The organism is Actinomyces sp. W5033, from assembly GCF_051303165.1.
The window spans coordinates 102,037-121,785 of record NZ_JBPPGD010000008.1 but is presented as its reverse complement, the minus strand read 5'-3'; the positions used below and the strand labels follow the sequence as shown (position 1 = coordinate 121,785).

Genomic DNA, 19,749 nt, shown 5'->3' with positions numbered 1-19,749 from the left:
GCTCAGAGTCCCGCTGAGCCGGGTCCGGCACCCTGTGCTCCGGCGCCGCAAGTCTGCCACGTCCGGGCAGCGCCGTCGGGCACCGATGGTGCGGGCCCCACCCCGATGCGCGGGCCGTAGACCTCCCACCCGCCGACGGCGCGGGCGCGCTTGCCGGCCTCGAGGATGAGCCCGTGGATGTCGACGAGCTCGCCGTGGCTCAACGCCTCGGCGTCGATGCGTGCCTGAAGGGCCCGCCGGGTGCTCTCGTAGTCACGGCCGACGGCGTAACCAGCCTGCGCCAGCAGCCTGCGCCCGTAGGTGTCGAAGATGAAACGGCGCCGGGAGAAGACCATGAGGGCGAGGACGTCGGCGGTCTCCGGGCCGATCCCGGGCAGGGCGAGCAGCGCCCCGCGCAGAGCCTCGTCATCGAGCCCGGTCGCGCTGCGGCCCGCCTCCGACAGGGACCAGGCGGCGTAGGCGCGCAGCGTCCGGGACTTGGCGCGCATGAAACCCGCCGGGCGGATGAGGTCGCTCAGCTCGGCGTCGGCCAGCGCCAGCAACCGCTCGGCGTCGAAGCCGGTGACCTCACGCAGCGTCTGAAGGGCGCGCTCGACACTCGTCCACGCGGTGTTCTGCACGAGGACGGCGCCGCACACGTACTCGAAAGGCGTCTGCGCGCTCCACACCGGTGCCGGCCCCAGCGCTGCGCGCAGGACGCCCAGCAGCTCACGCACCGGCACGGGCGGACGACGGGCCGCCGTCATGCCGCCCCCGCCGGCCGGTCCCACACGAGCGGGTACCGGTAGCAGAACCGGCGCCGCGCCCGGCAGCCGGGCAGCACGCGTGCGGCCGCGGCGCGGATCTGCCGCAGCGACTGCTGCGGCGCAGCGGTGCGCACCCCGATATCGCGCGTCTCGCGGTGCAGGCAGGAGGCGGCGCGCACAGGAACCACGCTCAGCCCACTGAGCAGCCAGTCCGTCGCGCCGCGGTTGGTGGCCAGGCCGATGACGAGGAGCCTGCCGCCGGGGGCGGCCAGGGCGGCCAGGGCGGCCAGGCGATCCAGCCCCCGCTCCAGCGGCAGGTGGTGCAGCACCGCCACGCACGTGACGGTGTCGAAGACCCCGAGTGGCGCGCAACCGGCATCCAGCACGTCTGCCTGTCGCACCGTTGCGGTGTCGAGCCCGGCCAGGCGGGCACGGGCCCGGGCAAGCGCGACGACGTCCGTGTCAATCCCGGTGACCTCCTCGCACACCCGCGCCAGGCGCGCCACCAGCAGGCCGTCACCACAGCCCACGTCCAGTGCCCGCCTTCCACGACGGGCGGCGTCGGCGACGAGCTCGCCGTGGAAGGCCGTGTTGTGGTTCCAGTAGGTCTCAGCGCTCACCGGGCTCCCCCTGCCCACCCGGGCTCACCGGTTGTCCTTCCGGCCTCGGGGCGCGGCCGCCCTGTAGGGCGAGACGGTGGGATCACCGTCGATCCAGAAGCGCCACGGGAAGCGCTCGCCATCGCCACCGGGCCCGGAGACCCCCGTGCGGGGGCCGCAGCGGATCCTCGTCGGCTCGGGGCCGCACCCCGGGGACGGCGGTGCCACGGCCAGGCGCGCGCCCGCCCCACCCAGCCGGGCCCCGTCGTCGGCCCGTGTCAGCCCGAGCGCCTGGCACAGGCGGGCCGGGCCCTGGGCGAGCTGGCGGTCCGTGCGGGCGGTGGGCCGACGGCGACGCGCCAGCTCGAGGCCCTCGACGACCTCGCCGGCACGCAGCAGCACCGCCCGGCTCAGGCCCTCGGGCCCGCACACGAGGTTGACGCAGTGGTGCATCCCGTAGGTGAGGTAGACGTAGATGGTCCCGGCCGACGCGAACATGGAGGCGTTGCGGGCCGTGCGACCACGGAAGGCGTGGGAGCCCGGGTCCTCCTCTCCCCGGTAGGCCTCGACCTCCGTCAGCCTCACGGTGACGGCGCCCTCGGGTCCCGTGGCCGTCAGGCGGGCGCCCAGCAGGCGCGGCCCGACCTCGACCGGGTCACCGCTGAGCAGCGCCAGGACCTCCGGCGGGGCAGGGGCACGCGAGGGGCGCTGCGCCACGGTGGCGGCCCGTTCAGGCCTCGCCGCCAGGCGCCGCGCCCTCGGCGCCCCACTCGCCGGAGCCCAACGGCCCTGACGGCCCGTCCAGGAGGGAGCCCTCCCAGGCGAAGACCCGCAGCTGCGCCGAGCGCTCGATGGCCCGGGCCAGCTGCTCGACCACCCGCACCGGGGCGGTGCCGCCGTGGCCGCGGCGCGCCGCCACCGAGCCCTCGGCGGACAGCACCGCACGCACGCCGGGCGTCAGACGCGCGTCGATGCGGGAGAAGTCCGCGTCGCTCAGCTCCCACAGCTCGATGCCCCGGGCCTCGCACTCGCGCACGCAGGCGCCGGAGATCTCGTGGGCCTGACGGAAGGGCACGCCCTTGGTGACGAGCCACTCGGCCACGTCCGTGGCCAGGGAGAAGCCCTGAGGAGCGAGCTCGGCCATGCGCTCGTGGTGCAGGGTCATGGTCTCGACCATGCCGGCGACTGCGGGCAGGAGGATGTCCAGGGTGTCCACCGCGTCGAAGACGGGCTCCTTGTCCTCCTGCAGGTCCCGGTCATAGGCCAGCGGCAGGGCCTTGAGGGTGGCGAGCAGTCCCGTGAGGTCGCCGATGAGACGTCCCGCCTTGCCGCGGGCGAGCTCGGCAACATCCGGGTTCTTCTTCTGGGGCATGATGGAGGAGCCTGTGGAGTAGGAGTCGTCGAGGGTGACGAAGCCGAACTCCTTGGTGTTCCAGATGATGATCTCCTCGCTCAGGCGCGAGACGTCCACCGCGGTCATCGCCAGGACGAAGGACAGCTCGGCCACGACGTCGCGGGAGGCGGTGCCGTCGATGGAGTTGTCCACCGCGGCGTCGAAGCCGAGGTCGGCGGCGACGGCGTCGGGATCCAGCCCGAGCGTGTTGCCCGCCAGTGCCCCTGAGCCGTAGGGGGACACGGCGGCGCGGGCGTCCCAGTCCTCCAGGCGCTCGACGTCGCGCATCAGGGGCCAGGCGTGGGCGAGCAGCTGGTGGGCGACGAGGACGGGCTGGGCGTGCTGCATGTGGGTGCGCCCGGGCATGATCGCCTCGTCGGCACGCGCGGCCTGGTTGATGAGGGCGTCCACGACGTCGAGCACGAGTCCGGCGACGTGGCGCGCCTGGTCGCGCAGGTACATGCGGATGAGCGTGGCGATCTGGTCGTTGCGCGAGCGCCCGGCGCGCAGGCGTCCGCCCAGGTCCTCGCCCGCCCGCTCGATGAGTCCGCGCTCAAGCGCCGTGTGCACGTCCTCGTCGGCAGGGGTGGGGGCGAAGGCGCCGGAGATGACGTCCTCCTCCAGGCGGTCCAGGGCTGCGGTCATGGCGGTGAGCTGGGCGTCGTCAAGCAGGCCGACGGCGGCCAGTGCGCGGGCGTGTGCGCGTGATCCGGCGATGTCGTAGCGCGCCAGGCGCCAGTCGAAGTGCGTGGACACGCTCAGGGCCGCCAGGGCGTCGGCCGGGCCGCCGGTGAATCGGCCGCCCCACAGGCTGACGCCCGCGGGCTGCGGGGCCTGCTGCGATGGGCGGGAGGCGGTCTGGGCAACGAGGGCGCGAGGCTGGTCGCAGGACTGGCTCATGACCTCATCATGGCCCATGCGCCCGGCCGACCGCCTCAACGGTCCGCACCCCGCCGCGGGTCCGAGCCCCGCCGTGACCTGTCAGATCCGTGGCAGGAGGAGCGCTCCCGCCCTGGGCAGGGCCAGAGCACCACGCCAACCGGGCACGCCGACCGACGGGTGAGGCAGACGGGAGTGAGGCAGACGGAGGTGAGACAGACAGGGCCTGCTATGTGACCCGGCTCTCATGTCATGATAGGTCGGTGCCCGCGCAACAAGATGCCCTCTTCCCAGGCAAGCAGTTCATCTCCACCGTGCTCGAGGCGCTGGAGACCAAGACCCGGATGACCGGGACCATCGCTCACCGCTACCTCATGCGTGCGGCCATGGCCGGCATGATCGTGGCGGTCTTCTACGTCGTCAACTACGCCATCGTCGGTGTCCTCGACGGCATCCGCGTCGGGGACACCTCACTGGCGGGGGTCGGCAGGCTGTTCGGGGCCCTGGCCTTCGGCCCCGCCCTCGTCTTCATCTACTACACGAAGTCCGAGCTGCTCACGAGCAACATGATGGTGGTGGTCATCGGCTACTACTACAAGCGCATCTCGGCGTGGAGGGCGCTGCGGGTGCTCACCATGTGCCTGGCCGGCAACTTCCTGGGCGGGCTCGTCTTCGCCGGCATGTACCGCTTGTCCACCCTCGTGGACGGCCCCACCGGTGAGCATGCCCTGCACTCGGTGGCGACCAAGCTCGGCTACCTGTCATCGGCCTCGGGCACCGCCGACCTCTTCGTGCGGGCGGTCCTGTGCAACTTCATGATCAACCTGGCCATGCTCCTCATCTACAACGGCTTCATCCGCGAGGACTGGTCCAAGATCTTCTCGATGATCGTCGCCGTCTTCGTCTTCGCCTTCCTCGGATTCGAGCACTCGGTGGCCAACACGGTGCTGTTCACCGTCGTCGGCCTGACGCACGGGATCGAGGTCCTGCCGGCCCTGGGCAACGTCGGGGTGGCGCTGCTGGGCAACTTCGTGGGCGGTGGCCTGCTCATCGGCGGCTACTACGCCTACGCCAACGACGACTCACGCTGGCTGCGCCGCCACCCCGGTGAGGCGAGCGAGGGCGGCGCCCAGGTGCCCCATCCGGTCCAGTGAGCCGCGACCGACGGCCGGCCTAGAGCCCCTGGTCACCACCGCCCACAGTGCACGGCGAGCCGGTTGCCTGCGCTGGAGCCTTGGGGGTCCAGCGCAGGCAACCGGCTCGTCACGCCCGTCCCGCCCACCGGGGTGTGCAGGCCGGGATGGGCCGCGGTCTCAGTAGCCGGTGCCCAGGCCCAGGCGCACGTCGCGGGCGGCCGCAAGCTTGGACTGCATGCCGTAGATCTCGATGAAACCGCGCGAGGAGGACTGGTCGAAGGTGTCTCCCGTCTCGTAGGTCGCGAGGTTGAAGTCGTACAGCCCGGTCTGCGTCCGGCGGCCGTTGACGACGGCGCGCCCGCCGTGCAGGACCATGCGGATGTCACCGGTCACGTGGCGCTGGGTGTCCTCGATGAAGGCGTCCATCGACCTCTTGAGCGGCGAGTACCACTGGGCCTCGTAGACCAGCTCGGCCCAGGTCTGCTCCATCTGGCGCTTGTACCGGCGCTGCATGCGCTCGAGCGTGACGGACTCCAGGGCCTGGTGCGCCTCGATGAGCGCCACGGCACCGGGCGCCTCGTAGATCTCACGGGACTTGATGCCGACCAGACGGTCCTCGACCATGTCGATCCGGCCCACACCCTGGGCCCCGGCGCGGCGGTTGAGCTCCTGGACGGCCTGGAGAGGCGTGACCGGCGTGCCGTCGATGGCGGTGGGCACGCCCTGCTCGAAGTGGATGACGACCTCGTCCGGCAGCGGCGGGTAGGTCGGGTCGTCCGTGTAGGTGTAGACGTCCTTCGTCGGGGCGTTCCACAGGTCCTCGAGGAAACCGGTCTCAATGGCGCGGCCCCAGACGTTCTGGTCGATGGAGAAGGGGTTGTGCTTGGTCGTCTCGATGGGCAGGCCGTGCCTCTCGGCGTAGTCGATGGCGACGTCACGGGTGAGGGCGAGGTCGCGCACCGGGGAGAGGCAGTCCATGTCCGGGGCCATGGAGGTGATGGCGACCTCGAAGCGGACCTGGTCGTTGCCCTTGCCCGTGCAGCCGTGGGCGACGGTCGAGGCGCCGAACTCACGGGCCGCCCGTACCAGGTGCTTGGCGATGACGGGGCGTGAGAGGGCGGACACGAGCGGGTAGCGGCCCTCGTAGAGCGCGTTGGCCTTGAGCGCGGGCATGCAGTACTCGTTGGCGAACTCGTCGCGGGCGTCGGCCACGTAGGCCTCGACGGCGCCGCAGTCCAGGGCACGCTGGCGGATGACCTCGAGGTCCTCACCGCCCTGGCCGACGTCCACAGCCACCGTGATGACCTCACGGCCGGTCTGCTCGCCGATCCAGCCGATCGCGACGGAGGTGTCCAGGCCTCCGGAGTAGGCCAGGACGACGCGGTCCTTGTGAGCGCTCATGTCTCTCTTCCTTCGTGGTGGGTCAGGACGGGCGGGGGCCCGCCTGGGGGTGGGGTGCGGGCGGGGCGGATCAGGGACGCTCCGCGTGGCGCTGGGCGGGGTCCGCCAGGCTCAGCAGGCGCGCGGCCAGGTCGGCGGCGGTCTGCTGGGACCGGGTGATGACCAGGACGGTGTCGTCGCCGGCGATGCAGCCGAGCACGCCGGGGACCATCGCGTCATCGACCGCGCTGGCCAGCAGCTGGGCACCGCCCGCGGGGGTGCGCAGCACGAGCTGGGGGCCGGCCCACTCGGCGGTGACGAGCAGGTCCGCGCACCAGCGGGCGAGCCGGGCGGAGGTGTGGGCTGCCGCGTCGTCGCCACTGCTGAGCACGGCGCCGTGGACCTGGCCGGGTGCGCCGGCCTCGGGGATCGCGTAGACCTGGGTGCCGCCGGCGGAGCGGACCTTGGTGGCGCGCAGCTCGACGAGGTCGCGTGAGAGCGTCGCCTGGGTGGTGCTCACCCCGCGCTCGACGAGCGCGGCACGCAGCTCGGCCTGGGAGCGGATGCGCTCCTTGCCGAGGATCTGGACGATGAGCGCGTGGCGCGCGGCCTTCGTCTGGGGCGCGGAGGGGGTGGTCTCGCTCATGCCTGCTCCTGACGGCTCGCGCGGGAGGCGAGGACCTCGCCCAGCACCCGGGTGAAGGAGTCGGCGTCGGCGTCGCTCAGGACCAGCGGCGGAGCCAGGCGCAACGTGTCAGGGCACGGCGCGTTGACGATGAAGCCTCGGTCCATGAGCTCGGCCTGGACCTCTGCGGCGGGTCCGGCACCCTCCTCGAGGACGACGCCGAGCAGCAGGCCGGCACCGCGCACGCCCCTGACCCCGGGCAGGGCCGCGATCTGCCCCGACCAGCGCCGTCCCAGGGCGGCGGCGCGCTCGGGCAGGTGCTCGTCACGCAGGGTGCGGATGACGGCGAGCGCGGCGGCGGCGCACACGGGGTTGCCGCCGAAGGTCGTGCCGTGCTGGCCGGGCCCGAGCAGCTGCGCCGCCGGCCCGGTGGCGACGACGGCGCCGATGGGCAGTCCTCCGCCCAGCCCCTTAGCGAGGGTGACGACGTCGGGGGTGGTGCCGGGGGCGAGCAGGTGGTGGGCCATCCAGGTGCCGCAGCGCCCCATGCCCGTCTGGACCTCGTCGACGATGAGCAGGGCGCCGGCCTCACGGGTGAGCCGGCGGGCCGCGGTGAGCAGGCCCTCGGGCAGGGGGCGGACCCCCGCCTCGCCCTGGATGGGCTCGACGATGAGCGCGCAGACGTCCTCGCCCATGGCGGCCTGCAACGCGCCGAGGTCGGCGGGCACGAACTCGACCCCGCCGGGCAGCGGCTCGAAGGGCTCACGGTAGGCGGCCTTGTGGGTGAGCGCGAGCGCGCCCATGGTGCGCCCGTGGAAGGCGTTCTCGAGGGCGAGCACGCGTGGCCGTGCTCCGCCGCCGTGGCGGCGGGCGATCTTGAGGGCCGCCTCGTTGGCCTCGGCGCCCGAGCTGGCGAGGAAGACCCTGCTGTCGCTGGCATCCAGGCCCGGGTGGACGAGCCGGATGAGGGCCTCGGCGAGCTCGACCTGGGCCGTGGTGGTGAAGAAGTTGGAGACGTGGCCCAGGGTGGACAGCTGCTGGGTGACGGCGCTGACGACGGCGGGGTGGGCGTGGCCCAGGCAGTTGACGGCGATGCCGGCCAGCAGGTCGGTGTACTGACGGCCCTCGGCGTCCCAGACATGGGCACCACGGCCGCGCACGAGGACCCGCTGGGGGGTGCCGAAGGTGTTCATGACGGCGGCGGCGTAGCGCTCGGTCCAGGAGGGCCCCGTGCCGGGCGCCGGGGCGGGGGGCACGGGCTGGGGTGTGGTGCTCACAGGTCGTGCCCCTTCGTGTGGAGGGCGCTCGTGGAGCGCTCGGGGTAGACGACGGTGCCCACGCCGTCGTCGGTGACGATCTCCAGCAGCATGGAGTGCGGCTGGCGGCCGTCAACGACGTGGGCCTGCCCCACTCCCCCGCGCACGGCCCTGAGGCAGGCCTCCATCTTGGGGACCATGCCGGACTCGAGATCGGGCAGCAGTGCCTCCAGGGCGTCGGCGCCGATCCTCGACACGAGGGAGGACCTGTCCGGCCAGCTGGAGTACAGGCCCTCGACGTCGGTGAGCATGATGAGCTTCTGCGCCCTCAGGGCGATGGCGAGGGCGGCGGCAGCCGTGTCCGCGTTGACGTTGAGGACGCTCGTCGTGTCCGACACGACGGGTGCGACCGAGGAGATGACGGGGATGCGTCCCTGGTCGAGCAGGTCGATGACGGCACGGGGGTTGACCTCGACGACGTCCCCGACGAGCCCGACGTCCACGCTCTCACCGTCCACGGTGGCCAGGCGCTGGCGGGCGCGCAGCAGGCCGCCGTCCTCCCCGGAGATGCCGACGGCGGCCGAGCCCTCGGCGTTGAGCAGGGAGACGAGCTCGCGCTGGACGGAGCCGGTGAGCACCATGCGCACGACGTCCATGACCTCGGGTGTGGTCACGCGCAGGCCTGCACGGAACTCCGACTCAATGCCCAGGCGGTGGAGCATGGAGTTGATCTGGGGCCCGCCTCCGTGGACGACGACGGGGCGCAGCCCCACCTGGTGCAGGAAGAGGACGTCCGCGGCGAAGGCGCGTTTGAGCCCGTCGTCGATCATGGCGTTGCCGCCGTACTTGATGACGATGGTGGCCCCGGTGTAGGCGCGCAGCCAGGGCATGGCCTCCAGCAGGACGGCCGCCTTCTGGGTGGGGGTGATCGTGGTGCTCATGGCTGTTCCCGTGGCAGTGGTCTGGGTGGTGTGGCGGGCGTGGCGGTGCGCGCTGCTCAGGTGTGGTAGTCGGCGTTGATGGTGACGTACCCGTGGGTGAGGTCATTGGTCCACACGGTCGCCTCGGCGTCCCCCTCGGCCAGGGTGATGTCGATGCGGGTCTCACGCGGGGTCATGTCCACGGTGGCAGGGTCCTGGCCGAGCCCGCCGTGGCGGAAGACCGTCACGCCGTTGATGGCGACGTCCACCTCGTCCGGGTCGAAGGGACAGACCTCAGCGGGCACGGTGCCCAGCTGGGACAGCACTCGCCCCCAGTTGGGGTCCTCGCCCGCCACGGCGCACTTGAGGAGGTTGGAGGAGGACACCGTGCGGGCGGCGGCCTCGGCGGCGGCCTCGCTCACGGCCCCACGCACGGTGATGGCGATGTCGTGGGTGGCGCCCTCGGCGTCGGCGACGAGGCGGCGTGCGAGCCTGCCCAGGACCTCGGTGACGGCCTCCTCGAGCTCGCCCGGGCCGGGGGCAGCGCCGCTGGCCCCGGAGGCCAGCAGCACGACGGTGTCGTTGGTGGACATGCACCCGTCGGAGCTGATGCGGTTGAGGGTGCGCGAGGCGGCGCGGGTGAGGGCGGCCCAGGCGCGGTCGGCGTCGGTGACGGCGTCCGTGGTCAGGACGCACAACATGGTGGCCAGGCCCGGGGCGAGCATCCCCACCCCCTTGACCATCCCGCCGACGTGCCAGGTGACGCCGTCGGCCGTTGTGAGGGTGAGGGCGTCCTCCTTGGGCACCGTGTCCGTGGTCATGATGGCGGTGGCGGCCTCGTGCCCGGCCCGGGGTGTGGGGGCCAGGGCCTGCACGGCCGCGGTGGCGCCCGCGAGGAGGCGGGGCATGTCGAGGTGGTGGCCGATGACCCCGGTGGAGCACACGAGGACGTCCGCGGGGGCGGGCAGGCCGAGGGCCGTGGCGGTGTGTGCCGCGGTGGCGGCGGCGTCAGCGCTGCCCCGGGCACCGGTGCAGGCGTTGGCGCAGCCGGAGTTGAGGATGACGGCGCGGGCGCGCCCGTCGGCGACCGCGGCGCGGGAGTAGGTCACGGGGGCGGCCGCCACGCGGTTGGTCGTGAAGACGCCTGCGGCGACGTCGAGGGGGCCGTCGTTGACGACGAGGGCGAGGTCCGGCCTTCCCGAGGCCTTGAGACCGGCGCGCACGCCGGCGGCGCGGAAGCCCTGTGCTGCGGTGACACTCATGGCGCGACCCCTTGCGTGATGACGCCCGTGGTCTCGGGCAGGCCGAGGGCGAGGTTGAGGGACTGGACGGCGCCGCTGGCGGTGCCCTTGCCGAGGTTGTCGATGGCGCACACCATGACAGCGACGCCGGCCGCATGGTCATAGGCGACCTGGACGGTGGCCAGGCCGGAGCCTGTGACCGCGCCGGTCACGGGCCAGGTGCCCTCGGGCAGGAGGTGCACCAGGGGCTCCGTCTGCCCGGGGGCGCCATAGGCCTGCTGCCAGGCCGAGCGCAGCAGCGCGTCGGGGTGCCCGCTGTCGAGCACACGGCCGGTGACGGGGGCGGTGACGGTGGCGAGGATGCCGCGGCTCATGGGTACGAGCACGGGGGTGAGGGACAGCCGGGGGGCGCCTGCCTGGCCGCCCGCGACCTCGAGGTTCTGGATGATCTCGGGGATGTGGCGGTGGGTGCCGCCGACGGCGTAGGGCTGGGCGCAGCCGAGGGCCGCGGAGGCGGCCAGGTGCGGCTTGAGCGTCTTGCCCGCACCGGAGTATCCGACGGCGAGGACGGCGGTGAGCCGGCTCTGGTCGATGAGCCCGGCTGCGGCGCCCGGCTGGGCGGCGAGGGTGACGGCGGTGACGTTGCACCCAGGGACGGCGACGCGCCGGGTCGAGCCGAGCGCGGCGCGCTGGGCTCGTGCGGTGGTCTCGCCGGCGTGGAGGAGCTCGGGCAGGCCGTAGGTCCAGGGCTCGGCGTGCTCCCCGCCGTAGAAGGCTCGCCAGGCCTCGGCGCTGGTCAGGCGGTGGTCAGCGCCGCAGTCGATGAGCAGGGGGCCGCGTCCCGTGGAGGCGGCACGCGCCTCGAGGGCGGCCGTCAGCTCGCCGGAGGCGCCGTGGGGCAGGGCGAGGACGACGACGTCGTGCTGCGCCAGGCGCTCGACGTCGGTGCGCTCGACGGGGCGCCGGGCGAGGGGCAGCAGGTGGGGATGGTGCTCACCGAGGGTGGTGCCGGCTGAGGAGGCGGCGGTCAGCGCGCCGAGCTCGACGCCGGGGTGGGCGCTGAGAAGGCGCAGGACCTCCCCGCCTGCGTAACCGGTCGCGCCGGCGACCGCCACTGTCCACGTCATGCAGAAATCATACATCCAACTGCATAGACATACGACTCTGGGGCGCTCCCTCCCGCGTCGGATTCGTCACAGCCCGCGTGCGCGCCCCCTGCTCACCGGGACCACTGTTAGGCACGGGGCCGCGGGCGCAGGTCAGGCGGCGCCGGCGCCCAGCGCTGCTGCCAAGACCCCGGCGCGCTCAGGCGCTCGCGGGGGCCAGCTCCGCGCAGATCGTGTCCGCCCAGGCCCGCACGGCCTGCGCGTCCACGTAGTCACCCTCACTGGCGCCGCCGAGGCGGGCGATCGTGCGCTCACGCAGGCTCAGGCGCGTCGGGTCGAAGCGGCCGGGGAAGGTCACGTGGTTCTCGACGTCGAGGGACAGCAGGACCGGGCCGATGCGGTGCGGGTCCGAGACCTTGCCCTGGGGCAGGCCCGACAGGCCCACGGAGAAGGCCCACACGGGCTTGGTGGACAGCTGTGCCACGAAGCGCTGGGTGAAGTCCGTCATCTCCTGGGTCCAGTGCGTCATGTAGATGGCGCTGCCCAGGACGAAGGCGTCGTAGCCCTCGACGCCGTCAACGAGCTCGGGCCTTGTGACGTCAACCTCCAGGCCGGCGGCGCGCAGGCGCTCGGCGACGAGGCTGGCGACCTCGTCGGTCGAGCCGTGACGGGACGAGGATGTCAGGAGGATCTTCATGACCCCAGTATCACGGCAGTGGCCTGCGTCGCACAGGCGTTGTGAGGCGCCTACGAAGGTGAGGCCGCTCACGGCCACGGCCTCCCGGCGGGCGCAGGCCGTGGCCGTGAGGTCAGCCGCGCAGCTCGGCACCCAGGCGCTTGGAGGCCTGCTTGACGATCCGCTTGCGCACTCCGGCGGTCTCCTCCGCGGTCAGCGTGCGCCCGGCACGCAGGCGCAGGGAGAAGGTCAGGGACTTGCGCCCCTCACCGATCTGCTCGCCCCTGAAGACGTCGAACAGCCGCACCTCCTCCACGAGGTCGCCCGCCGCCTGGCGCACGACCGCCTCCACCTGGCAGGCCGGCACCGCCTCGTCGACGACGAGGGCGACGTCCTCCTTGGCGGGTGGGAAGGTGAGCACCGGGCTGACCTGGAGCACCCCCGCCTCCTCGACAGCGGCCAGCAGGGGCTCAAGGTCGATCTCGGCGGCGCAGGCACGCGCCGGCAGGCCCAGCCCACGAGCCACCCGCGGGTGCAGCTCGCCGGCGTGGGCGACGACCTCCCCGGCAACGAGCTCCTTGCCCCGGCGCACGGCCTTGAGGCGGATCTCGGCTGTGCGCCCCGGGTGCCAGGGCGCACAGGGCTGCTCGGGGGAGCGCACCTCGACGGCGACGCCGAGGGCAGCGGCCACCGTCCGCACGATCTCGACGGCGTCGGCCCAGTCCCAGGCGCGCCCCGTACCGAGCACCCCGGGACGCTCACGCGCACCCACGAGGACGACGCCCACATGCGCCGGCTGGTAGGGGATGCCCGCCTCGAGGCCCCGGACCTCCTCCTCGGTGGGGCGCCGCAGCGTACCCGGCACCGGCGCGGGGACGGTGCCCTCGGGCAGCGTGACCGCACCGACCTCGTAGACGGCCACGTCCTCCAGGCCGCGCGAGACGTTGCGGCGGGCGGTGTCCACGAGCGAGTCGATGACGCTGGTGCGCATGAGCGGCGCCTCGTCCTGCAGCGGGTTGGCCAGGCGCAAGGCACGGCGTCGAGGGTCGGATGCCGGGATCTCCAGGCGCTCGTGCACGTCACCGACGAAGGGGTAGGACAGCACCTGTGTCAGGCCCGCGCCGGTCAGGGCTCGCACGACCTCGCGACGCGCTCGCTGGCGCACGCTCAGGCCCGTGCCGGCCGGCGCCGTCGGGACGGTGACGGGGATGCGGTCGTAGCCGTCGAGGCGGGCGACCTCCTCGGCGAGGTGGGCCGCCCCCACGAGGTCAGGACGCCAGGTCGGGGCCGTGACCCGCAGCAGCTCGTGGCCCTCCTCGTCCTGGCCCGCGCCGACGACGGTGCAGCCGATGGTGCGCAGGAGCTCGGTGACGCGCTCGGTGCCGTAGGCGACGCCGGTGAGGCGCTCGGCGGCGTCGGCGCGCACCACCATGGGGCCCACGGCCTCGGTGCGGTCGATGTCCGTGGCGGCCTCGTCCGCGGTGCCCCCGCCGTACTCGACCAGAAGGTCCACCGCGCGCTGGGCGGCCACCGGGGCCAGGGCCGTGTCCACCCCGCGCTCGTTGCGCTTGGAGGACTCCGTGGGCAGGCGGTGGCGGCGTGCGGAGCGGGCGACGCTGACGGCGTCGAAGTGCGCGGCCTCGATGAGCACGTCGGTGGTGGTGTCACTGACCTCGGTGTCGGCGCCTCCGAAGACGCCGGCGAGCACGAGGGCGCGCGAGCCCTCGCCGTCGGGCGAGTCACTGATGACGAGGTCCTCGGCGTCGAGCGTGCGGGTGACCTCGTCGAGGAAGGTGAGGGTCTCCCCCGGCCGCGCGCGGCGCACGACGACCGGTGCGCTCAGGCGGCCCAGGTCGAAGGCGTGCAGCGGCTGGCCCAGGTCGAGCATGACGTAGTTCGTCACGTCCACGGCCAGGCTGATGGGGCGCATGCCGGCCGCGGTCAGGCGCTCGCGCATCCACTGGGGGGACTGTGCGGAGGGGTCGATGCCGCGCACGACGCGGGCGACGTAGCGGTCGCAGCCCGGGCGGCCGTGGACGGGACGGGGGTCCTCGGCGACGACGACGGGGAATCCGTCCTCGCTGGCCCCGGCCACGCCGTTGGGGAACAGGCCCGTGTCGGTGCCGTTGGCGGGGTCGCGGAAGCGCGCACCGGTGGCGTGGGAGTACTCGCGCGCCACGCCCCTCATGGAGAAGCAGTAGCCACGGTCGGGGGTGATGTTGATCTCCAGGACCTCGTCACCCAGACCCAGCAGACCCAGCGCGTTGGTTCCGGGCGCGGGCAGCTCCTCGCCGTCGTGCCCGTGCTCGGCCAGCCAACGGTCCAGGACGATGATGCCGGAGTGGTCCTCTCCGATGCCCAGCTCACGGGCCGAGCAGATCATGCCGTCCGAGACGTGCCCGTAGGTCTTGCGGGCCGCGATGGCGAAGTCGCCGGGCAGGACCGCCCCGGGAAGGCTGACGACCACCGAGTCGCCGACGTCGAAGTTGTGCGCGCCGCAGACGATGCCGCGGCTGGGCAGGTCGCTGGGCTCCTTGCCGGTGCCGGGGGCGTCGTTGTGCTCACCGACATCGACCCGGCAGTAGTTGATGACCTTGCCGTTGGACTGGGGTGTGGCCTCGCGGGTGAGGACCTTGCCGACCACGAGCGGGCCCGTGACGGCGGGCGGCACAACACGCTCCTCCTCCAGGCCCACGCGCACGAGGTCGGCGGCGAGCTGCTCCGCGGTGGTGCCGGCAGGGACGTCGACGTGCTCACGCAGCCACTCGATCGGGACGTAGGGCATGTCAGTTCCCCTTTCCGGTGGTGCCGAACTGCTGGGAGAAGCGGATGTCGCCCTCGACGATGTCGTGCATGTCGGCGATGCCGTGGCGCAGCATGAGGGTGCGCTCCAGGCCCATGCCGAAGGCGAAACCGGTGTAGACCTCGGGGTCGATGCCGCAGGCGATGAGCACGTTGGGGTTGACCATGCCGCAGCCGCCCCACTCGATCCAGCCGGGCCCCCCCTTCTTCTGGGGGAACCACAGGTCCATCTCGGCACTGGGCTCGGTGAAGGGGAAGAAGGAGGGACGCAGGCGCGTGCGGGCCTCGGGGCCGAACATCGCGCGGGCGAAGTGGTCGAGGGTGCCCTTGAGGTGGGCCATCGTCAGGCCCTTGTCCACCGCCAGGCCCTCGACCTGGTGGAAGACGGGGGTGTGGGTGGCGTCGAGCTCGTCGGAGCGGAAGACCTTGCCGGGGCAGGCCACGTACACGGGCGGCTCCTGGGCGAGCATGACGTGGGCCTGGACCGGGGAGGTGTGGGTGCGCAGCACGAGGTTGGCGCTGGCGCCGTCGGCGGCGCCGACGCTGGCGCCATCGACGTAGAAGGTGTCCTGCATCTGGCGGGCCGGGTGGTCGGCGTCGAAGTTGAGGGCGTCGAAGTCGAACCACTCGTGCTCGGTCTCCGGGCCCTCGGCGATGGACCAGCCCATGGAGACGAAGAAGTCGGAGACCTCGTCGATGAGCACGTCGAGGGGGTGCCGTGCGCCGACGGGGCCACGGTCGGTGGGGACGGTGACGTCAACGGCCTCGGTGGCGAGCATCGTCGCCTCGGCCTCAGCCTCCAGGACCTCCTGGCGCTGTGCCAGCGCCGCGTTGAGACGGGCGCGGGCACGGCCCAGCAGTCGTCCCGCCGTGGGCTTGTCCGCCGGGTCGAGGGCGCCGATGCCCCTGTTGGCCAGGGCCAGGACGGAGGTGTCACCGGTGTAGGCGAGGCGTACCTCCTTGAGGGAGGGCAGGTCGCCGGCGTCGGCCACGGCCGCCAGGGCCTCATCGACGAGGGAGTCGATCCCCGCCCCGTCCAGCGGCGACAGCGCGCCCTGTGCGTCAGTCATCTCTCACCTTCCCTGGGTGTTAGACGGTAGTCGTCTGCCCGCTCAGGGTAGTCCCGGCCGCGGTGGGGCCCGAAATCGTCCCGCTCCTGGGTCCGCGACGGGCCGGCGCCGCGGACCCAGGAGCGGGACGGATGGGGCTCAGCGCTCGACCTCGCCGCGGATGAAGGCCTCGGTGGAGTCCATGGCCTGCTCGTCAGGGCGCTGCTCGGGCGGGGACTTCATGAAGAAGGAGGAGGGGGACAGCAGCGGTCCGCCGATGCCACGGTCCAGACCAATCTTGGCCGCCCGGATGGCGTCGATGACGACGCCGGCGGAGTTGGGCGAGTCCCAGACCTCGAGCTTGTACTCGAGGCTGACGGGGGCTCCGCCGAAGTTGCGCCCCTCCAGGCGCACGAAGGCGAGCTTGCGGTCGTCGAGCCAGCCGACGTAGTCGGAGGGGCCGACGTGGATGTCCTTGTCGGCCAAGCGCGTCGAGACGTTGGAGGTGACCGCCTGGGTCTTGGAGATCTTCTTGGACATCAGCCGCTCGCGCTCGAGCATGTTCTTGAAGTCCATGTTGCCGCCCACGTTGAGCTGGTAGGTGCGGTCGATGGTGATGCCGCGCTCCTCGAAGAGCCGGGCCAGGACCCGGTGGGTGATGGTGGCACCGATCTGGGACTTGATGTCGTCGCCGATGATCGGCAGGCCCGCGTCGGTGAACTTCTGGGCCCACACCGGGTCCGAGGCGATGAAGACCGGCAGGCAGTTGACGAAGGCGCAGCCGGCGTCGATGGCGCACTGGGCGTAGTAGCGGTCGGCCTCCTCCGAGCCCACGGGAAGGTAGGACACGACGACGTCGGCACGGGCGTCCTTGAGGGCCTGGACGACGTCGACCGCGGGCTGTGCGCACTCCTCGACGGTCTCGCGGTAGTACTTGCCCAGGCCGTCGAGGGTCACCCCGCGCTGGACCGTCACACCGGTGGGGGCGACGTCGGCGATCGCGATGGTGTTGTTCTGCGAGGCGTGGATGGCCTCGGCGAGGTCGAGCCCGACCTTGGCGGCATCGACGTCGAAGGCGGCCACGAACTCGATGTCCGAGACGTGGTAGTCGCCGAGCTGGACGTGCATGAGGCCGCCGACGCGCTCGCCCGGCGTGGCGTCGGCGTAGTGGGTGACGCCCTGGACGAGTGACGAGGCGCAGTTTCCCACCCCGACAACAGCAACACGGACCTTGCTCATACATCCTCCTTATCGGCCCATGTGGGCCGGACACGGACCTGACATACGTGACCTTAGTCAGTTATGAGACTGTCCGCGTGTGACGCACGCGACCTTCGCCGGAGCCGGGCGGGTCAGCGCGTGCGAGCCTCGACCCGGCGCGCCGCCGCGCCCAGCAGCCAGTTGATGGTGACGAAGAGCAGCGCGACGATGAGGTAGGCCGGCAGGTAGACGTCCAGGCGGTGCAGGGCCTGGGCCGAGCTCGACAGCAGGCGCGCGCTGTGCATGAGCTCGCCGTAGGCCACGACGTAGCCCAGGGACGTGTTCTTGAGGATCGTCACGAGCTGGGTGATGAGCGTCGGCAGCATGAGACGCAGCGCCTGCGGGGCCAGGACGAGACGCATCGTCAGTGCCTCCCCCATGCCCAGTGCCAGCGCCGCCTCCCGCTGGCCACGGTCCAGGGCGCGCACGCCGGAGCGGAAGACCTCCGCCGTCGTGGCGGACACGCACATGACGATGGGCAGGGTGAGCATCCACAAGGGCGGCAGCGTCAGTCCCCAGCGGGGCACGGCCAGCAGGAAGAAGTAGATGAGCAGCAGCATCGGCACCGCGCGCATGGCGTCGATCCACGCGCCGACGCACACCCGCACCGCCCGGTGGCGCGAGAGCCGCAGCCAGCCGAGGGCGACCCCCAGCGGGAAGGACAGCAGGGCCCCGACGGCCGTGACGAGCAGCGTGTCGCCCAGCGCCCGGGCGAGGTAGGAGACGATGGACTGGCCCAGGAAGTAGCGCCAGCTCGGGTACTCCAGCTGGCCGGCGCGCCACAGCTGCCACGTGCCGGCGGCCGCCAGCCCCAGCAGGGCGGCGCCCACGACGACGGAGACGAGCCGGATGCGGCGGCGTCCGCGCGGACCGGGCGCGTCGAACAGGGACGAGGCCTGCGCCGAGGCCGGGCACGGGCCCGGCCGACGGGCGGTGGTGGCGGTGCTCACGCGCGCACCCCCGTGACCGGCTCCAGCCGCCGCTCGAGCAGGGCGCCGAGCCTGGTGGCGCCCAAGGCGATGAGCAGGTAGGTCAGGCCCGAGGTGAGGAAGGTGACCACCGCCTCGGCGTAGCGGAGGTTGAGCCGCTGGGTGACGCTCGTCAGCTCGGGCACCCCGATGGCGGCCGCGAGGGAGGAGCCGATGAGACAGGAGATGAGGATGTTGACCAGCGGCTGGACCGTGCGGGACAGCGCCTGGGGCAGCACCACCTGGGTGACGATGAGGCCGAAGGGCAGGCCGAGGGCGCGAGCGGCCTCGACCTGCCCCCGGGGCACCGAGCCGATGCCGGACCTCACCGTCTCGCACACGAAGCCGGAGGCCGAGAAGACCAGGGCCGCCACGGCCGCCCCGAACAGGGAGAAGGGCACGCCCGCGCGCGGCAGGCCGAAGGCGCACAGGATCATGAGGCACAGCACCGGGACGTTGCAGGCCACGTTGACCCACACGGCCCCCAAGGCGCGCAGGGGCGGAACCGGGCTCACCCGGCACACTGCGATGAGGGTGCCCAGCAGCAGGGCGCCGGCGTAGGCGCTCAGTGCGAGGACGAGGGTGATCCCCAGGCCCTGGGCAAGCGCACCGATGTTGTCGGTGATGACATCCACGGGGGCGCTCAGGCCGTCTCGGAGCCGGGCACGGAGCCGATCACCGGCGGCGTGGGCACCTGGTCCTGGCCCAGCACCGCGCCGATGGTGGCCCGCCAGATCGCGTCCCACGTGCCATCGGCCTCGATGGCCTCGAGGAAGGTGTTGACGAAGGCCTGCGCGTCGGAGCCCTTGGGCAGGCCGATGCCGTAGGGGTCCTGTGTGAAGGGCTCGCCCACGATCACCAGGCCGTCATGGCCCAGCACGGTGCTCAGCAGCAGCGAGTGGTCCACGACGTAGGCCTCGACCTGCCCGGCCTCCAGGGCGGCCACGCAGTCCGTGTGCGCCTCGAACTGGACCTGGCGCGCCTCAGGTGCGGCCACGTCCAGGGCGGGGCCGGAGGAGGATCCGGACTGCACGGCGACCGTGTGTCCCGCGAGCGTGTCCACACCCGTGATCTCGGTGTTGCCGGCGCGCACGAGCACCGCCTGGCCGGAGGAGTAGTAGGGGCCGGCGAAGGCGATCTTCTGCGCCCGCTCCGGCGTGATGGTGTAGGTCGCGAAAACGGCGTCAACGGACCCGTTCTCCAGCAGCGTCTCGCGGGTGTCGGAGGTGACGACCGTCAGCTCGGTGAGGGCGTGGGGGTCGTCGCCGCCGAGAATGTAGCGGGCCAGCACCTGGGACAGTGCCGCGTCGAAACCGGTGACCCTGCCGGTGGCCGGGTCCTCCAGGGAGAAGACCTGGGAGGTCTTGACCCCTCCGACGCGCAGGACCCCGGCCCTCTTGACGGCGCTCGCCCAGGCCGAGGCGGCGACGACCTCCTGTGGGGCGACGGGGCCCGAGGTGATGGCCGAGTCGTAGTCGGAGCCGACGGTGGTGGCCTCGGACAGGGCCTGGCCGTCCGCGCCGGTGTCCGCGCAGGCCGCCAGGACGGCGGCGAGGGACAGCGTGCCGGAGGCGGTGATGAGGGTGCGGCGGTTGAGGATCGCCATGGGGGTTCCTTTCGTGGTGACGGGCCGGGACTCGTCTCGGCACTGGCTGGCCGGTGGCGGCCCCTGCCCGGTGGGGACGGCGGCACGGGAGCGACGGCTGGGGTCGG

The 19,749-nt window shown here is 72.6% G+C and carries 18 protein-coding genes; 1 reads left to right on the top strand and 17 read right to left on the bottom strand.

Annotation, left to right across the window (positions count from 1 at the left end; genetic code table 11):
* Nucleotides 1-2: 2 nt before the first annotated feature.
* From ACSJJR_RS07300 to argH, 4 genes are read right to left on the bottom strand one after another with little or no spacing between them, the layout of a single operon-like run.
* Complete coding sequence (locus ACSJJR_RS07300; protein ID WP_435942911.1) at nucleotides 3-746, bottom strand: endonuclease III domain-containing protein; 744 nt, start codon at nucleotides 744-746, stop codon at nucleotides 3-5.
* Nucleotides 743-1,366 (bottom strand): class I SAM-dependent methyltransferase, encoded by a 624-nt coding sequence (locus ACSJJR_RS07295; protein ID WP_435942910.1) that lies wholly within the window; start codon nucleotides 1,364-1,366, stop codon nucleotides 743-745. Before ACSJJR_RS07295 ends, ACSJJR_RS07300 begins: the two co-directional genes overlap by 4 nt.
* Before the next feature lie 24 nt (nucleotides 1,367-1,390).
* Nucleotides 1,391-2,062 (bottom strand): DNA-3-methyladenine glycosylase, encoded by a 672-nt coding sequence (locus ACSJJR_RS07290; RefSeq protein ID WP_435942909.1) that lies wholly within the window; start codon nucleotides 2,060-2,062, stop codon nucleotides 1,391-1,393.
* A 13-nt stretch (nucleotides 2,063-2,075) separates the two neighbouring features.
* Entirely contained in the window at nucleotides 2,076-3,656 is a 1,581-nt protein-coding gene (gene argH, locus ACSJJR_RS07285) for an argininosuccinate lyase (RefSeq protein WP_435942908.1), read from the bottom strand.
* Between the two features lie 224 nt (nucleotides 3,657-3,880).
* Here argH and ACSJJR_RS07280 point away from each other — a divergent pair, with 224 nt between their 5' ends.
* Nucleotides 3,881-4,771, top strand: a complete 891-nt coding sequence (locus ACSJJR_RS07280; protein WP_435942907.1) for a formate/nitrite transporter family protein — start codon at nucleotides 3,881-3,883, stop codon at nucleotides 4,769-4,771.
* Between the two features lie 159 nt (nucleotides 4,772-4,930).
* Here ACSJJR_RS07280 and ACSJJR_RS07275 read toward each other — a convergent pair whose 3' ends face one another.
* From ACSJJR_RS07275 to ACSJJR_RS07215, 13 genes are all read right to left on the bottom strand, one after another.
* The gene (locus ACSJJR_RS07275; RefSeq protein ID WP_435942906.1) at nucleotides 4,931-6,154 is read right to left on the bottom strand and encodes an argininosuccinate synthase; all 1,224 of its coding nucleotides are present in this window, start codon (nucleotides 6,152-6,154) and stop codon (nucleotides 4,931-4,933) included.
* Between the two features lie 70 nt (nucleotides 6,155-6,224).
* Complete coding sequence (locus ACSJJR_RS07270; RefSeq protein WP_435942905.1) at nucleotides 6,225-6,779, bottom strand: arginine repressor; 555 nt, start codon at nucleotides 6,777-6,779, stop codon at nucleotides 6,225-6,227.
* Nucleotides 6,776-8,035, bottom strand: a complete 1,260-nt coding sequence (locus tag ACSJJR_RS07265) for an acetylornithine transaminase (protein ID WP_435942904.1) — start codon at nucleotides 8,033-8,035, stop codon at nucleotides 6,776-6,778. The genes ACSJJR_RS07270 and ACSJJR_RS07265 overlap by 4 nt, the downstream gene beginning before the upstream one ends.
* Nucleotides 8,032-8,955: an acetylglutamate kinase gene (gene argB / locus ACSJJR_RS07260; protein WP_435942903.1), complete on the bottom strand. Its 924-nt coding sequence runs from the start codon at nucleotides 8,953-8,955 to the stop codon at nucleotides 8,032-8,034. Before argB ends, ACSJJR_RS07265 begins: the two co-directional genes overlap by 4 nt.
* A gap of 56 nt (nucleotides 8,956-9,011) precedes the next feature.
* Complete coding sequence (gene argJ / locus ACSJJR_RS07255; protein WP_435942902.1) at nucleotides 9,012-10,196, bottom strand: bifunctional glutamate N-acetyltransferase/amino-acid acetyltransferase ArgJ; 1,185 nt, start codon at nucleotides 10,194-10,196, stop codon at nucleotides 9,012-9,014.
* Entirely contained in the window at nucleotides 10,193-11,302 is a 1,110-nt protein-coding gene (gene argC / locus ACSJJR_RS07250) for an N-acetyl-gamma-glutamyl-phosphate reductase (protein ID WP_435942901.1), read from the bottom strand. The genes argJ and argC overlap by 4 nt, the downstream gene beginning before the upstream one ends.
* Nucleotides 11,303-11,480: 178 nt before the next feature.
* Nucleotides 11,481-11,978, bottom strand: coding sequence for a flavodoxin domain-containing protein (locus ACSJJR_RS07245; RefSeq protein ID WP_435942900.1), 498 nt, complete (start codon nucleotides 11,976-11,978; stop codon nucleotides 11,481-11,483).
* Between the two features lie 112 nt (nucleotides 11,979-12,090).
* A complete protein-coding gene (gene pheT, locus ACSJJR_RS07240) occupies nucleotides 12,091-14,742 on the bottom strand; it encodes a phenylalanine--tRNA ligase subunit beta (protein ID WP_435942899.1) in 2,652 nt (883 codons plus the stop codon).
* Nucleotide 14,743: 1 nt separating this feature from the next.
* Nucleotides 14,744-15,829 carry a phenylalanine--tRNA ligase subunit alpha gene (gene pheS / locus ACSJJR_RS07235; RefSeq protein ID WP_435942898.1) on the bottom strand — a complete coding sequence of 362 codons (1,086 nt, stop codon included), beginning with the start codon at nucleotides 15,827-15,829 and terminating at the stop codon, nucleotides 14,744-14,746.
* Between the two features lie 138 nt (nucleotides 15,830-15,967).
* The gene (locus tag ACSJJR_RS07230) at nucleotides 15,968-17,047 is read right to left on the bottom strand and encodes an inositol-3-phosphate synthase (RefSeq protein ID WP_435942897.1); all 1,080 of its coding nucleotides are present in this window, start codon (nucleotides 17,045-17,047) and stop codon (nucleotides 15,968-15,970) included.
* A 113-nt stretch (nucleotides 17,048-17,160) separates the two neighbouring features.
* The gene (locus ACSJJR_RS07225; protein WP_435942896.1) at nucleotides 17,161-18,018 is read right to left on the bottom strand and encodes an amino acid ABC transporter permease; all 858 of its coding nucleotides are present in this window, start codon (nucleotides 18,016-18,018) and stop codon (nucleotides 17,161-17,163) included.
* Entirely contained in the window at nucleotides 18,015-18,671 is a 657-nt protein-coding gene (locus ACSJJR_RS07220; RefSeq protein ID WP_435942895.1) for an amino acid ABC transporter permease, read from the bottom strand. The genes ACSJJR_RS07225 and ACSJJR_RS07220 overlap by 4 nt, the downstream gene beginning before the upstream one ends.
* An 8-nt stretch (nucleotides 18,672-18,679) precedes the next feature.
* On the bottom strand, nucleotides 18,680-19,642 hold the full coding sequence (locus ACSJJR_RS07215; protein WP_435942894.1) for a glutamate ABC transporter substrate-binding protein: 963 nt from the start codon (nucleotides 19,640-19,642) through the stop codon (nucleotides 18,680-18,682).
* Nucleotides 19,643-19,749 lie beyond the last annotated feature (107 nt).